General features: G+C 48.5%; 13 protein-coding genes. 6 read left to right on the forward strand and 7 right to left on the reverse strand.

Annotation, left to right across the window (positions count from 1 at the left end; genetic code table 11):
- Nucleotides 1–192 precede the first annotated feature (192 nt).
- From OEY58_17130 to OEY58_17160, 7 genes are all read right to left on the reverse strand, one after another.
- Nucleotides 193–774, reverse strand: a complete 582-nt coding sequence (locus OEY58_17130; GenBank protein ID MDH5327183.1) for a hypothetical protein — start codon at nucleotides 772–774, stop codon at nucleotides 193–195.
- A 273-nt stretch (nucleotides 775–1047) separates the two neighbouring features.
- A complete protein-coding gene (locus tag OEY58_17135) occupies nucleotides 1048–2268 on the reverse strand; it encodes a hypothetical protein (GenBank protein ID MDH5327184.1) in 1221 nt (406 codons plus the stop codon).
- Between the two features lie 679 nt (nucleotides 2269–2947).
- Nucleotides 2948–3715 carry a cytochrome c gene (locus tag OEY58_17140; protein ID MDH5327185.1) on the reverse strand — a complete coding sequence of 256 codons (768 nt, stop codon included), beginning with the start codon at nucleotides 3713–3715 and terminating at the stop codon, nucleotides 2948–2950.
- 300 nt (nucleotides 3716–4015) lie between these two features.
- On the reverse strand, nucleotides 4016–4591 hold the full coding sequence (locus tag OEY58_17145; protein MDH5327186.1) for a YdeI/OmpD-associated family protein: 576 nt from the start codon (nucleotides 4589–4591) through the stop codon (nucleotides 4016–4018).
- A gap of 457 nt (nucleotides 4592–5048) precedes the next feature.
- Nucleotides 5049–5474 (reverse strand): hypothetical protein, encoded by a 426-nt coding sequence (locus OEY58_17150; GenBank protein MDH5327187.1) that lies wholly within the window; start codon nucleotides 5472–5474, stop codon nucleotides 5049–5051.
- 365 nt (nucleotides 5475–5839) lie between these two features.
- Nucleotides 5840–6601: a hypothetical protein gene (locus OEY58_17155; GenBank protein ID MDH5327188.1), complete on the reverse strand. Its 762-nt coding sequence runs from the start codon at nucleotides 6599–6601 to the stop codon at nucleotides 5840–5842.
- Nucleotides 6598–7158 (reverse strand): sigma-70 family RNA polymerase sigma factor, encoded by a 561-nt coding sequence (locus OEY58_17160; protein ID MDH5327189.1) that lies wholly within the window; start codon nucleotides 7156–7158, stop codon nucleotides 6598–6600. The genes OEY58_17155 and OEY58_17160 overlap by 4 nt, the downstream gene beginning before the upstream one ends.
- 193 nt (nucleotides 7159–7351) lie before the next feature.
- On the opposite strand from OEY58_17160, the gene OEY58_17165 reads away from it, so the two are divergent.
- From OEY58_17165 to OEY58_17190, 6 genes are all read left to right on the forward strand, one after another.
- Complete coding sequence (locus OEY58_17165; GenBank protein MDH5327190.1) at nucleotides 7352–7888, forward strand: phosphatase PAP2 family protein; 537 nt, start codon at nucleotides 7352–7354, stop codon at nucleotides 7886–7888.
- Between the two features lie 73 nt (nucleotides 7889–7961).
- Nucleotides 7962–9107: a glycosyltransferase gene (locus OEY58_17170; GenBank protein ID MDH5327191.1), complete on the forward strand. Its 1146-nt coding sequence runs from the start codon at nucleotides 7962–7964 to the stop codon at nucleotides 9105–9107.
- A 269-nt stretch (nucleotides 9108–9376) separates the two neighbouring features.
- Entirely contained in the window at nucleotides 9377–10063 is a 687-nt protein-coding gene (locus tag OEY58_17175) for an alpha/beta fold hydrolase (protein MDH5327192.1), read from the forward strand.
- Nucleotides 10064–10340: 277 nt separating this feature from the next.
- Entirely contained in the window at nucleotides 10341–11633 is a 1293-nt protein-coding gene (locus OEY58_17180; protein MDH5327193.1) for a hypothetical protein, read from the forward strand.
- Nucleotides 11634–12143: 510 nt separating this feature from the next.
- The gene (locus OEY58_17185; protein ID MDH5327194.1) at nucleotides 12144–13586 is read left to right on the forward strand and encodes an FG-GAP repeat protein; all 1443 of its coding nucleotides are present in this window, start codon (nucleotides 12144–12146) and stop codon (nucleotides 13584–13586) included.
- A gap of 195 nt (nucleotides 13587–13781) precedes the next feature.
- Entirely contained in the window at nucleotides 13782–15116 is a 1335-nt protein-coding gene (locus OEY58_17190) for a hypothetical protein (protein ID MDH5327195.1), read from the forward strand.
- The last annotated feature ends 201 nt before the right edge of the window (nucleotides 15117–15317 follow it).

Consider the following 15317-nt stretch of genomic DNA (forward strand, 5'->3'; position numbering starts at 1 on the left):
AGGCTAAACTGATAGCAAAAATGGAGCGTCTTTACAGCCATTGATCATAACTCGTTACTAGCATAAGGATACATCCGCGTGAAACGAAAAAGCAGAGACCGCTGAACTGTATGCTACTTATAAATTTATACTTTTTCAATTGGAATTGATTAATACACGTGGGCTCGAAGATTGATATTTGCCTTAATCGACTTAACTGCTTAAATGCGTGAGAATTACTTCGGTTAGTTTAGAGATATAGACTGCATCAATTTTTTTATGGTTCCCGGTTATTCTAATTTTTAGCATATATTTATTGATTCCCGTCATAATTAAGTAAGACTCTACCTCTTCATAATCGTAATTGCCCGTTGTGTCCACCTCGTATTTTAAATATGCATACAATGTATTGAATTTTGCAGTGAATCTCTTTTTTGTCCTTTGCTCTATCCTGACATTTTTATATATTGCTTTTTGTTCATAATATTCAATGTCTCTAATCGCCGCATCGAATGCTCGGTTAGTTATCTTCGAATCTATTCCATCTTCTATTGGGCCATATCCGGCATCAAATAAGATAATGGTTAAGTGAGCTAGATTCTTACTATCGGAATAAGAGTATCCAGCAGACGCACCGTATCGAGCATCGTCGAATTTCTCTACTTTCTTGTCATGAAAGTCGACAAGTCTATTCGGGAGCTTACTTAACATTTCCATTTCTGCGCCAACGGCGCAATTCAAAGAAACTAATACCAAAAAAACCTGAAAGCCCGACAGTTTAACCAGTGCATTCACAAATCTACGGGCCGCATTGCAAGGTACTGACCCGCGGCGGCACGTTAAGTGGAGCCGTTGTTTGTCTGTTCCAATACATACCATTTATACCTCCTCCAGCTCCTTCGTACACTTATCATTTAACGAAAAACCCCGTACCGCTCATAAACCATATAGGCAAGGAGCGGATTCGTGACTTAGAGGTTCAGAGAACCACTTATTAACCGGAAGAGCCGGAGAAAACTTTACGAAAATCCTCTCCGGCCCCGAGGTTACCTGTTCATTTGGCCAGCCCTACTTCGCTCCAGTAACAAGAACGTTATCAAATGCCCATCCCGTAATGTCACCCGGACCACAACACGAGTCTGCAGTATCGTAGAGGAAACGAATCTCCACTGTGTCCCCCGACACCACGCCAGCCACATCAAAAGTGATGTTTCTGAACGTTGCATCTGCTCCAGTGTGTAGCTCGGGGGTCGGACCATGTATATCTGAAAATGGCCCGCCATTTATGGACACTTGCACGTGCTCCACGTCAAACACAGTTGGGTAACCACCCTCGTTTGAGCTAAATGAGTCAAAATTTACTGATATTGTATCGCTAAATGCGGTAAGTACCGGAGACTGAACATAGCTTCTCTCTGCACCATCGTTTCCGACATTTGGATTTGTCCACCAGGTACTAGGTAGGGCTTTACCTATAAATCCAGGCAACGACGATGCTAACTCCCACATTGGTGCCCTCGACGGAAAACCTATGGAAGTAAATGCAAACCCGCCTACTGTCCAACCTTGAGGGCCCGATTCAAAATCGAAAAACGCGTTGGAATTACCTCCTTCCAACGCTTCCACTCGAGATATGACATTTTTCAAAGAATTCGACAGATTTTCTATATTTTGCTCCAAGCTACCAAGCTGGCTTTGCATTTCATTACGACTCGCTTGCAGTGAAGTAATGCTATTAGTATTGCTACTTACTTGAACCAACAACAAAGATACTTGAGCGCTTAACGGGTCCAGGCCCGAGGTGTTTTCCGCGACTTTTTGCTTTAGCTGCTCTACTAATACCTGCAAATTTTGTATCAAGGTATTATTATTGTCGATAAGAACACGAATTGATGCGTCTACCGAGGCTATTTCTGCTTTCAATTCAATGGCTAGTTTTTCAGTTGCATTCTTCAGATTGGACAAGTCCAACCGCAGCGAATTTAGTGATGCTGAGTTGCTATTTACTTGTACGAGTAGCGCCGCAATATCCTTCTCATTTATAGAGACTCGGCCAGATAGCGCATCGAGTTTTTGTTGAATACCAGCAATGTCACTCTTTAGCTGTGATACCATTTTCTCCAGGTTACTGATCGCGTCAGCATTTTGACTAATAATTACTGAATTCGCTTCAATCAGCTCGCTCAAGGTTTGAAACGGTTGTCCATTCAATCCAGCATTTTCGACCGCTAAAACTGAAGTGGACAGACACAAACTAGTGCCTATTATTAAAGATCTAGTAGCATGCATATTAACCTCGACTATAGTTTTTTTACTTCCGATTAGTGAATAATAAAACTCTCTAAAACCGTTACCTCTCAGCTTCGGATCGTAATTGTACCCTTCTTCTAGGAAACTATAGCTTAACGGATTAACATAGTAATACAAACAAATATTTTACGCGAAAAACTGATTACCCGATTCACTCAGCGATTTTGAGCGCTACACAGCAAAAATGATTGAACAATAAACAAATGTGTTAGCCTTAACTCCAACCTACTGGTGCAATTTAACTGCCCTCCTTTTACGTGTACGCGTTTGTGGTTAATACGTACCGACGGCTACCGCCCAAGAGTCAGTTCAACCTGGACGAATTGTATGACTCGCTCCATCTGAACACCTATCATTTGTGGACATAGAATACATGAGCGCTGAACAAATAATGTCCGCCTTTTTAAACAGCGAGATATCTGCTCCACTGTTCCAGCTCATCATTTGAGGTCCTGTTACTCCAATGCCTATATGGATCTCCAATTGACATCACAATAGACTAAGCCGCCATAATACCTCGCCTTTGAAAAAATTGAGTCGAGAGCAAGACGTACCGACGGATGCTTTAACGTGATCTAAATGGAATGTCATGGATAATAGAGTAAAGTGGACTTTACTCTTTTGTGTTATCCAAATGGTTATTTTGACTGGACTGCTTTTACATAGACAAAGTTTGCAGGTACGCTAACAGATCAACCTGTTCCTTTTCGCTCAACACGCCCAGCATAGGCGGCATATGCTCCCACATCTTTCGCATGGAACTGTGATGCTGACGGCTATTGTGCATCCTTTTCATATCCATTACAGCTCCGGGATGACCAAAGCGTATTTTGTGCAATGTTTCCCACGGATTCTTGTTGGCTATGGTCCCAACATATTCGGCCTTACTTTTTCCGGAAGCAAGGTTCATAGTGTCTCCTGCTTTACCGTGACAATCCAGGCAATATTTTTTGTAGTGACGTTTACCCTCTTTCGCATCACCTTTAACTTGTTTGGTATCGTATGAGATGTATTTAGTCATATCAATCTGTCCTTTGCTGACAAATCGGGACACTGCGTTTAGATGCTCGCCAGTCAGATACTTGCCATATCCGTGCTGAGTATTTTCTAGAATTCGACGTATCTGTTCAACCGATCGGCCTTCAGCTTCCCGAATTCCCTTAATGCCGGAATAGTGACTGCCCTTTGAATAGGCTCCGTCTTTACCGCGGTAATCCCAACCGTGACACTCTTTACAGCGCCAGGTGGTGTTTCCACTTTTCTTACCGTCTTTATATGCCGTATGCGTACTATCAGGCGGCGTCAGCCCGGCATCAACCCACCATTTATCGTAAATACGCCCACCAACAATCAATTCTTCAACCTCGCTGGCACTTACAGGTGTCAGCAAGAGCGCCAGAACTAAAAATAGGCATCTGTCTCTCATCTTATCCTCTTCCTTCAAGCGTAGACATACAGAAGTATAGACAAAATGTAGTTGAAAATGTAAACCAGAGTCACTCAATGAGTGTGACACAATTCTGACAAGATTTCGGATATGCCTAAAAGAGTCACTGTTGCACGATAACTGTGGGTTTCATATCCAGGGAACCTAAGATTAAGTCGATCAATGACACTAATGAGAGCCACCCTAAAGCCAGTCACTTAGCTCTGGCAATCGGCAGGCGGCGACGAACAGGATTCAATACTACCCAAGATAGAACCACCGACCCACCGTATTGGGTTGTTATACGGGTTTCTCTTCGCGGACAAGCATGCCCATAAATCTGGCAAATCGCCTCTGTCTGGTTTCGGGTTTCTTAGCGCTCGTCAGTCCGTAAGCGATGACATAACGACTCGATCTATTGAGTGTTTCGAAAAACCGTTTCGCCTTCGGATTACTGTCCAATACCGCCACGAAATCCGCAGGTACTTGTAATTCACTTGATACATAGGCGTTCTGCCATCGACCATCCGCCTTGGCGGAACTAACATGGACGAGCCCGGGCGCTTTCATTCGGCCCTCGCTTATCAACCGCTCTGCATGTTCTCTGTTCCTTTTTGACCAATTGCTTCGAGCTTTCCTTGGAGTAATTCTTTGGATGTAGGCTTGGTTATCAAACGACTTTTTTACACTATCAATCCAACCCCAGCACAATGACTCAATCACGACATCCTCCCAAGTCACACTCGGAATACCAGTCCCTTTCTTAAATATCTTCACCCACAGTTCAGTTTCGGTGGCGTGATTCACCTCGAGCCACCGACCGAGATCCTTCGGTGACGTAAAGGTCATGAGTCTCTTTAAATCGGGTTCAGGCATGGCAAACCTTATTTCTGTGTTTGTCTCGGCATTGCGTAGTTTTGGTTACGATACAACCGGCAGGGTATGCACCTACCGATATTGACCCTTGGTGTTTCTGTGTCCACGTAACCAAGACTACCCGATTAGTTACCTAATGCACCTTCCTTGAACAATCGAGTTATTATATACACCGAGATAGTTAATTAGATCAGTTACTTATCGACTCCGGATCCTACCCGGCAACTCCTTTCCACTATCCGTTTATTAATTTCATAATATTCAGAACACCCCTAGATATGTAATCCGCACTAATAGCAACTATTTTACAGTTTAACTTAGCGATTTATAACTCTTTACTTTATCACTGTGCTGTATAGAAAGCCCTGATATTTCCGAGATACTACTAGCTGTTTGCATTAATGTATCCCAACTCTGCTCAGACAAAACCCGCCTATCAAAATTAAGATAGCTTAAATCAAACTCCTTGAACATACCTCGAAAAGTCACGCAATATATATGGTTCAGTGCTACCGCCTATGGCAGGTGTAGCTGTTCTCATGTCAACGAAAATATCAAGAAAGTGAGAGTAATATATAGTTTTAATGGATTGCCAGACAAATAAATGTCTTTTGTTGATAGAAATTTTTTCTTTGTCAAAGTAAAGGAACGCCCTATAGCCCCAAGTTAGCGCTCCAAATAAGGTTAACATTATGCCTTGAACAAACCAACAAACCAACAAACCAACAAACCAACAAACCAACAAACCAACAAACCAGGATGTATTTAATCCCGCGTCAAGGTCTACATATACCATATAAAATGCTATCAACCCCGCTACAAATGGAGAAGCACCGATCAGCTTTAGCATAATTGATATATTCGAGCATCCTGGCTTTTTCATTGGCTCCTCTTAATTCAGTAGACGGTCAGCATCTACACGTTGAGTGGAAAACCGGGTCTGGGGATTGGCATCATGCCCGAGGAGGTTGGTGACGCGGAACCGTTGGTTAAACAGGCATTGCCGGACTTAGATCCTCTTGAGTTCCCGATTTGGTTTACCACCCACCGGGAACTGAACACCCACCGAAGGGTAAGAATTGTATATGATCTTCTAGCGGAAGAATTGTCGACACAAAAATAAAACTTGCGATCCAATACCGGTTGAGGAATATTTGTTTACATCAAAACCCGGGGCAGAACACTGACCCCGGTTTTCCAGATTTATATTGCCGTAGATCTTAAAAGCTCCAGATTGAATGTGGCGAATCAGGAACCCGCAGACCAATTCTTGAGATTGACACATGCACCTTTGAACAATATCAGCTCGGAAGGCTGCGATTTCTCAGACGCGACCGGATCAGCACTGACCACCAGCTGCTTGGCCGTTTTAAGCTTTTCCCACAGCGGCTCGTCTACATCTATACGCGTCTGACCTGCTTGCACGCTGGTCAGAAAAACGGTCTGATTGCTGTTCTTGTCAACCATCCACAGTCGCAGCTCTCGCCCCTGTTCCGGTACCAGTTTATTCTTGCTTTTAATTTCCAGCCGGAACGGTTTGTTGTAAGCCAGTACGGCAACCTTCGGTTTCTGTGTGGCATCTTCGAGCACACCAACATAGACCAGATCGCCGGCCGTGACGTCCGTGTCTGTAGTGGGTTGCATCACCTGGAACCCGATAAACACGGCAAGACCTAATGACAACATGCCATTACCCAGAGCCAAGGGCCGCCAGACACTTAAGTTCTGCCACCAGGATGTTTTTGTTTGCGACGTAGGTTGCGACGTGGATCGCGACTCGGGGGCAGCAATTTTCTGCATAAGCGTGTCGAGCACCCGTGGTGGCGGTTCTATTTCAGGCGTTTGCGCATTCAGCGGTACGAGCACTTCCTGCCACTTCACCACCAGGCGTTGCGCCTCCGGGTTTTCGTTCATCAGTTGTTTAAAGCGTTCGAGATCGGTGCCGGATAGGCTGCCCAGCGCATATTCTGCGGCCAGCATTTCGATGTCTGACATTTCCTGATCGCTCATATCTTCAGGCACTCCCGAATACTGGCCAGCCCACGACGCACCCAGGTTTTCACCGTGCCCAAGGGCCATTTACCCTGTTGGGAAACTTCGGATGCCGTGAAGCCCTGGTGATAAACCATCAGCAGGCACTTCTGTTGATCTTCATTTAATAACTCCATGCAATTCATCAATCGATTGAGTTCATCGTCGGCTTCCGAGTCACCGCTATGGCTGACTGTGTCCTCCAACTCATCCGTCCATTCCGTGTGATCGGCTTCTTGCCTGGAGGTACTGGCTCTTAACATATCAAGTGACTGATTACGCACGATATTGATCAGCCAGGTCATGGGCCTGCCGCGCTGAACATTGTAATCCGCCGCGTAGCGCCAGATCTTTAAGCAGGCTTCCTGCAGCGCCTCTTCGGCTCTGGCCTCTTGCTTCAATATACGCAGGGCAACGCCAAAAAGTTTCGCGGAAGTGAGTTGGTAGAGTGTTTTAAAGGCATCCTGATCCTTCAGCGCACATTGGGCGATGAGCTGAAGTAAGCGATCCTGACTGTCTATAGATTGATCAAGCATGGGGTACCAGATAGATACGTGAATCACCGAACTTTATCAGACAGATCAACGGGGTTCAACGGATGCTCCAGTTGAATTCAGCTCATTCCTAAAAATTTTGAATCCATCCTGCGGGTTTCTGCGTAAGTGGGAATGACATGCAGAAACTTAACACACGCGCTCTAGCGAGCGCGCACAGGATGAGATCAAAACAATGGCTATCGAAAAATACAATGCTCGTTTTGAGCGACTCGATGAACTGGAGCAAACCTTATGCTGCTTCTTTAATCACATGGGTGACCGGCCTTATGTCGAACCGTTCTTCGCAATAATCAGTCGCCTTGGCAATGGCGTGTTCTGGTATGTTTTGATGACAATTATTCCAATTGCCGATTCCGTTAATGGCCCAATCGCCAGTCTGCATATGGCGGCCGTTGGGCTGGTCTGCGTGGTGTTTTACAAGGTACTAAAAAATAAGCTGGTACGACAACGCCCTTATTTGAAGTGGAACAATATCCGTCGCGGAACAGCTCCGCTTGACTTATACAGCTTCCCCTCCGGTCATACCTTGCATGCGGTCGCGTTTACCATGGTTGCCCTGGCTTATTATCCGCTACTTGCTCCATTACTGGTTTCCATGACGCTGCTTATTGCCTTGTCGCGAGTGGTTCTCGGTCTGCACTATCCTAGCGATGTGCTCGTTGGTGCCATCATCGGGGCCGCCGTCGCCTTGCTCAGCTTTTGCTTCTAACCCGACCTTACAGGAACTTATTCTCATGCACATTTTAATGATAACGGACGTCTACTTTCCTCGGGTAAACGGTGTGTCTACCTCTATCAAGACTTATAGAGCCGCACTGCAGGCAAAGGGCCATAAAGTTACCGTCATTGCACCGGACTATGGCAAGACCACCGACGATGAAGCAGGGATCATCAGAATACCCTCACGCGGACTACCGCTGGACAAAGAAGACAGAATGATGAAGGCGCACCATATCTATCGTCTGGTTAAGCAATTGCAAAGGATGGACATCGATATTATTCACATCCAGACACCGTTTGTTGCCCATTACGCAGGATTGAAGCTGGCGCGCATTCTCGGCGTGCCCAAGGTCGAGAGCTACCATACCTTTTTTGAAGAATATCTGTACCACTATGTTCCTTTTCTCCCCAAACCTTTGATGAAAAGTGTGGCTCGCCGTTTTTCCAAGTCACAGTGCAACAGTGTTGATGCCATCGTTGTACCATCAAGCGCCATGTTAGAGGCCCTTCGTGGCTACGGTGTTGAGGCAACAGCTGAGATTATTCCGACCGGCCTGAACCTGCGCCGATTCAAGGGCGGTGACGGCGCGGCCTTTCGTAACAAGTACGGTATCGAAAAGGATCGACCGCTGCTGCTTAATGTAGGACGGGTGGCCCATGAAAAAAACATCGATTTCCTGATTCATGCGCTGCAAGAGGTTACAAAGGCAATTCCCGACATCCTGCTTGTGATCGTGGGCGAGGGACCTGCCGAAAAACATCTGCATGCGCTGGTTAAGGAGCGGGGCTTGCAAGCGAATGTCCGCTTTATCGGCTACCTGGACAGAGACACGGAATTGAAGGACTGCTATTGCGCCGGTGATATTTTCGTCTTTGCTTCCAGAACGGAAACACAGGGACTGGTCTTGTTGGAAGCCATGGCCCTGGGTGTGCCGGTGATTTCGACGGCGGTTATGGGTACCCGCGATATTATTGAACCGGAAATGGGTGCTATCCATGCGCTGGAGGAGGTTTTCGACTTCAGTACAAAGATCGTTTCAACTATTAAAGATGAGAAGCTTCTGGCATCGCTATCCGAAGATGCTCAGCAGTTTTCACAAGGCTGGTCAGAACAGTGCTTCACCCGAAAGATGCTTGGCTTTTATAGTGACGTTATCGCCAAGCATGAGGCGCATTGCGCCACCGATATGGTGAGGGAGCACATCTGAACATGTTTATTGATTCGCTCCTACGACCGTGTTTTTTGTTTGCCATATTGTAGCCTGGATGAAACGAATGGAATCCGGGAGTCCCCGTATTTCTTCACAGTCTCTACGCTACATACGGGCTACGCGTCCTCTCTTTTCCTTTCCCTTTTTCTTTTCACTTTCTCGCAACGCTTGAATCCATTCTGAGGATTGTTGCGTATGTGTTAGTAACAAGGCCGCGAACATAGCGGCCGGTAAGGATTTTAACACTTTAAAGAGGAATGAATTCGATGAACAAAACTGAACCTGCAGTGCAAAGAGTAGTACTCATGCCGGGCCTATGGACCAGCGGCTATTTTATGACGTTCCTGGCGCGCGCTATGCGAAAAGCGGGTTTTGCAGTCTCCATATTCTCTTGCCCCTACGTGCGCTGTTCGGTGGAATCCAATATGGACGCCCTGCACAGGCTCATCGACACCTTTGAGGGACAGCCTTTTTCGATTGTGGCGCACAGTCTGGGTGGACTACTGGCGCTACGCACTCTGGAGCAATACCAGCCAAGCCATTTCAAACGCCTGGTGCTGTTGGGGTCTCCCATCGCCGGGAGTGAGGCCGCCAGATCGTTCGGCTCATTTGGCTTAGGCCGGATTATGCTCGGCCATAGTTTCGATATTTTGAGTCGCGGTGTGAATGTTACCGGCGACTTTGATATCAGCCAGATCGCCGGCTGCAAGGCAGAAGGGCTGGGACGCCGGGTAGCCAAGCTTGAGAAGCTCAATGATGGTGGCGTGTCGGTCAGCGAAACAAAGGCACCATGGCTAAAGGATCACCTGGTGCTGAACGAAAGCCACGCCGGGCTTTTGTTCTCACCAAGAGTCGCTGAGCATACCGTGAATTACCTGAAATCTGGAAATTTTAATTTTTCCGGACAGGTCTTTCATAAAGCGAGGAAAGAGCAAGTGTGTAGCCTTGGGTAACGTTCCCACGCTCCTGCGTGGGAATGCATACAAATCCACCATCATAGGAGCGAATTATAGTCGCGATTAGTGCACTCAAATAGTGCGCGACCCTGAGGTTTATGCTCCTGCGGTGTGTTTATTATATTGTGATTGCTCCGGCATGGGATTACAGACTAGTATCGTGGGTCAATGCATTTTGCCAGCCTCCTTTGGGTTTCGACGTTAGTGGCAGTAACCGCGCCGTGAACATGAGCGGCGAGTCAGAATTTGAAAGTTTTTAATGAGGATTGATACGATGAGAAACCAAACTTTACACGCCATCAAACCGGCCCTGAACCTGCTGGCTGCCTTTGCCCTGTTATCCCTCACTGCCTGTGGTGGCGGTGGTGACGATGCACCCAACGTCGATGAGACGCCGTTCCTTAATCTGACCAACTTCCAGGCCGCCTCGGTAGTGATCGGTCAGGCCAATTTTACCGACAACGCTGGGAATCAGGGTGGTACGGTGGATGCTAATACCACTAGCACCAATGAAGGTAATCCTGGGGTCGCAAACGGGATTTTGTATCTTCCTGATACAATTAATCATCGCCTGTTGGGCTTTAACACGATTCCAACCATGAATGATGAAAATGCGGATTTTGCTCTGGGACAAACTGACCTGATATCGAATAATTCGGGCACCAGTGCGACTGAGTTCGATAACCCGATGACGGTCGCCTTTGATGGTGGCAAGATGTTCATGGCCGAGTATAACAACAACCGCGTGTTGATCTGGAACACGATCCCCACAGCCGGGAATATCCCGGCGGACGTTGTTGTCGGGCATGCAGATCTTACTACGAGCTTCACCGGGCCTTGTGAGAATACGAGTTTAGATACCCCTGAAGGCATGTGGGCCGTGAACGGTAAGCTGATCGTGGCTGATACTTCAGGTAATCGTGTCCTGATCTGGAACAGTATCCCGACCACGAATAATGTACAGGCCGATATCGTGCTGGGTCAGAATAGTTTTACTATGTGTCAATCTAATGACGATAATCAGGATGGTATTGCCGATAGCACGCCCAGTGCCAGGACATTGCGTTCTCCGAGAGCGGTATGGAGTGACGGTCAGCGCCTGGCGGTCGTGGACTTTTTCAATAACCGTGTATTGATCTGGAACAGCTTTCCCACAGCCAGTTTTACCCCGGCGGATGTGGTGCTGGGACAGTCAGATTTCACGCATAGTACAGCCAATGATGACAATCAGGATGACGCCATAGATAGCACGCCCAGTGCCCGTACCCTGGGTGGGCCCAGAACCGGGGTCTATTCAAACGGCCAGCAACTGTTTGTGGCCGATACAGATAATAATCGCGTATTAATCTGGAACAGCTTCCCGACCGCCAATTTCACCCCGGCCGATGTGGTGCTGGGACAGGGCGATTTTACGCATAAAACACGGAATGATCTTGATCAGGACGGAACGGAAGATGGTCAGGCCAGTGCCCAGACCCTGAATGGTCCCAGCGGTATTTCTCAAAGCGGGAATCAGTTGATTGTCGCTGATGGAAACAATAACCGTTATCTGATCTTTAACGAGTAAGTCCGCACTACCTGTATTTCGCTAGTGGTCCGTTTGGTAAATAAGGTAACTTTCAGCCGCCACACAAGGGTTCTTGGCAAGGCACAGGAGCGCAGGACTGGCGGGCCCAATTCAAGCGAGTGTAACGCCGCCAAGAACCTTTGTTTGGCCCTCCGGGGCCTCTGAAGTCACCTTATTACCAAACGGACCACTAGCAGACTGTGAAACTACTTTCACAGTCTCTACGCTACATACGGGCTACTTGTTCCTCTCTTTTCCTTTCCTTTTCCTTTTCCTTTTCCTTTTCCTTTTCCTTTTCTCACAACTATTGAATCGATTCTGGGGATTGTTGCGTATGTGTTAGTAAGTGTGATTGATCCGCGTAAACGTACCTTGCATCGCAGATATTGAAATTTTATCGAAACCAATTGAATCCATCCAAAGGATTGTTACGTAAATGGTAGTAACGGTGACGTTAACGTCAACGCCCTACGAGACATTCATTACAACTTTTAAAAAGGAATTAATACAATGAAATATTCAGAAAAAGTAAATGCAGAAACGTCAACCGCTTTAAAACCGGCCCTTAAGCTGTTTGCGGCGTTTATCATACTTTCCCTTACTGCTTGCGGCGGTGATGGTAGTGATGGTGTTACCGTGCTCCCGGAAGACGTTGCAAATCAGATTCGTCTCAAGGTCAATAACGCAAGCTTTGATGATCAGCTTGGCACTAACGTGTCCCTGTCCGGCGATACCCTGGTTGTGGGAGTCGCTAATGAAGACGGTGTGGCGGACGATGCCGGGGCGGTGTATGTCTTTATTCGAAGTGGCTCTACCTGGATTCTAGAGGACCGTCTTACCGCAGATAATGCCGAGGCAGGCGATAATTTTGGTGCCAGCGTGTCCCTGTCCGGCGATACCCTGGCAGTAGGCGCGCCCTTCGAAGACGGCGGTAGAAGCTCCACTTTAGGTAATACGAATAACAACGCCACGGACTCCGGGGCGGTGTATGTTTTTACCCGTACCGACGGTGTTTGGAGACCGGACGCCCTGCTCAAGGCCACCAATGCCGACCGGCGTGACCATTTTGGCGAAAGCGTCGCGCTCTTCGGTGACACTCTGGTGGTGGGAGCGCCCGATGAAGCCGCCAGAAGCGGCAGCGGAATTGGCGCCAATAACAATACTGCCCCTGGGGCAGGGGCTGTGTATGTCTATACCCTTGGTATTAACGGTAATTGGGGCGATCAGGTCTACCTCAAGGCCAGCAATGCCCAGGCGGGTGACCGGTTTGGCACTAGCGTAGCGCTGGACGGCGACACCCTGGCGGTGGCAGCAGTGGGTGAAGACGGCAATGACCTGGGTGGCGAAGATGATTCCGGGGCAGCGTATGTCTTTGTCCGTGATAACAATACGTGGACCGAGCAGCAGCGTATAAAAGTCGACAATGCGGATGCCAACGATCAGTTTGGCTCCAGCGTGGCCCTGTCCGGCAACACCCTGGCAGTGGGCGCAGTCGGTGAAGACGGTGATACAAACAGTACGGCAGCAAACCTGAACGAGGGTGCCAATGAAGCCGGGGCAGTGTATGTCTTTACCCGCAGTGGCACAAGCTGGAACCTGCAAGCCTACGTCAAAGCCAGTAATGCGCAGGCAGACGACGGCTTTGGCACCAGTGTGGCCTTGGCTGGCGATACCCTGGTCGTCGGGGCGCCCTTTGAAGACGGCGATGCCGGCAGCACCGCAGATAGCCCCACTGATAACACCACGGATGCCGGAGCGGTGTATGTCTTTACCCGTGATAGCGCTATCTGGAGCCAGCAGTCCTACCTCAAGGCCGATAATGCTCAGGCGGATGACCAGTTTGGCACTAGCGTTGCGCTGACTACCGCTACTGTAGCCGTGGGGGCTCCCAATGAAGACGGCGATGACGATGGTAGAACCGAAAATGCCGGGGCGGTGTATGTGTTTCAATAGGGCACTGCATGTCTCATGGTGTTAGGCATAACGGCCCTGCCGATATCAGTCACTGACTGACATCGGTAGGGCTTTTTGTTTTCATCTCAGTATTAAAGAGGCCGGCTTTTTCAAATTATTTTCAAAGGTTTTGAATCCCAGCGAATGAAGGTTACGTAAGTGGTAGTAACAGCACTTTAAAGAGGATTTAAACCGATGAGATACCAAGACAAATTACACGCCGGAAACTTCACCACGGCAAAACCTGCCTTTGAGCTATTGGCTGATTTGATCATGCGATTGATCACTGCCAGTACGTGGTTTTTAAAGACGGCTATCCATAGCAAGACCAAAGACGCCGATGTTGGCCGGGGTGCTGCGCAGCTGGCTCAAGCCATTGAGATGGCGCGGAAGATCATGTTTAAGGCACCCTGGATGACCGCGAGTTCGAATCCTATGGAGGAACGCGCGGCAGCGGAGCTGCAGCTGAAGCACCAGCTGTCGGCGGCCCTGGACCAGGGGTTCATCCTGCATAATACAGATCAGCCGGAGTTTCGCCTGATCAATCAGCACAATCAGTTTGGTCTTATAAATCCTGACAACCGATATTACCTCGCCAACATAAAGACCCCAGGCACCTACATTATTCGTGGCCGACTGGGCACGAGCGCGGACCTGCAGATCCAATTGGCCCCTGAGTTCACCGGTAATCCCAACCCCGAGCCCGTAAGCTTTCTTTCCTTGCCGGAGCTGTGCCACAAGAACGGCGAGTTCATGATCACAATCAGTGACACAGACCCTGGTGATGGGAACTGGCTCAATAACACCAACGGGGAGTCGAAGGCGGCGAACATCCTGATACGCGAGAGCTTCATGGATTGGGAAAACGAAGTGGGTGGCACCTGGTACATCGAGCGAGTCGACAACCGCGGCGAGCCTAGCCCCCTCCCCACTCCAGCCCTCGTTGAAAAGCAATACAGGATGGCATCGAAATACCTCGTTCAGTCCGTCGTGGCCTGGATCGCCGTGGTTAAAAAGCTGCTAGGGAAGTCACAAACAGGCGCCATGAGCAAACCCGACGAGACGAAACTTCGGGGCCAATACAGCTCGTTTGGTGTGTTCCCGATGCGCGCGGACCAGGCCGTCATCATCACGTTGAAAAAAGCCTGCGCCCGCTACCAGGCGATTCAGGTGGGTGACCTTTGGTTTAACAGCCTGGATTACTGCCACCGCCAGACCAGCCTCACCATGGCACAAGCGCGGCCCAGTAGCGATGGCCGCTATCGGATAGTGCTGAGCCGCAAAGATCCCGGTGTCGCTAATTGGCTGGATCCCGCAGGTGCGTCAACAGCATTTGTTTTTGCCCGATGGCAGGGGCTGGACGACGACTACAAATTGTCGTGCTCCGACACCCCTTGTGTAGAGGTGGTGGACTTCGACTCGCTGCGCGAGCACCTGCCCCCCGACGAACCCCACTTCTGCACCCAGGAACGAACCGATCAGCTGGCTGCCCGACAGGCTGCGGGATTGAAGACGCCGCGCGGGTTCTAGCCGGAGCGGTGCTGCAAGATCGCCACCTAGCCGATCGTAGTCAGAGCGGTGTCAGAGAGTAATTGTTTCTGACCCAACAAAGGGTATTTAGCGATTGATCTGGCATGGAAAACCAAACTAACATTGTCGGGTAATAGACTTATGGCTTCCACCCTGCGGAACTCAGCTCACTGACTGATCTCCGCAGGTTTTTGTTTCCAA

The organism is Gammaproteobacteria bacterium (genome assembly GCA_029882975.1).
Taxonomy (GTDB): domain Bacteria; phylum Pseudomonadota; class Gammaproteobacteria; order SZUA-152; family SZUA-152; genus JAJDNG01.

Bases quoted from the DNA above. Each gene is read 5' to 3' on its own strand.
- OEY58_17135 (MDH5327184.1), bottom strand. From the start codon at position 2,268: ATGCATGCTACTAGATCTTTAATAATAGGCACTAGTTTGTGTCTGTCC.
- OEY58_17140 (MDH5327185.1), bottom strand. From the start codon at position 3,715: ATGAGAGACAGATGCCTATTTTTAGTTCTGGCGCTCTTGCTGACACCT.
- OEY58_17145 (MDH5327186.1), bottom strand. From the start codon at position 4,591: ATGCCTGAACCCGATTTAAAGAGACTCATGACCTTTACGTCACCGAAG.
- OEY58_17150 (MDH5327187.1), bottom strand. From the start codon at position 5,474: ATGAAAAAGCCAGGATGCTCGAATATATCAATTATGCTAAAGCTGATC.
- OEY58_17155 (MDH5327188.1), bottom strand. From the start codon at position 6,601: ATGAGCGATCAGGAAATGTCAGACATCGAAATGCTGGCCGCAGAATAT.
- OEY58_17160 (MDH5327189.1), bottom strand. From the start codon at position 7,158: ATGCTTGATCAATCTATAGACAGTCAGGATCGCTTACTTCAGCTCATC.
- OEY58_17165 (MDH5327190.1), top strand. From the start codon at position 7,352: ATGGCTATCGAAAAATACAATGCTCGTTTTGAGCGACTCGATGAACTG.
- OEY58_17175 (MDH5327192.1), top strand. From the start codon at position 9,377: ATGAACAAAACTGAACCTGCAGTGCAAAGAGTAGTACTCATGCCGGGC.
- OEY58_17180 (MDH5327193.1), top strand. From the start codon at position 10,341: ATGAGAAACCAAACTTTACACGCCATCAAACCGGCCCTGAACCTGCTG.
- OEY58_17185 (MDH5327194.1), top strand. From the start codon at position 12,144: ATGAAATATTCAGAAAAAGTAAATGCAGAAACGTCAACCGCTTTAAAA.
- OEY58_17190 (MDH5327195.1), top strand. From the start codon at position 13,782: ATGAGATACCAAGACAAATTACACGCCGGAAACTTCACCACGGCAAAA.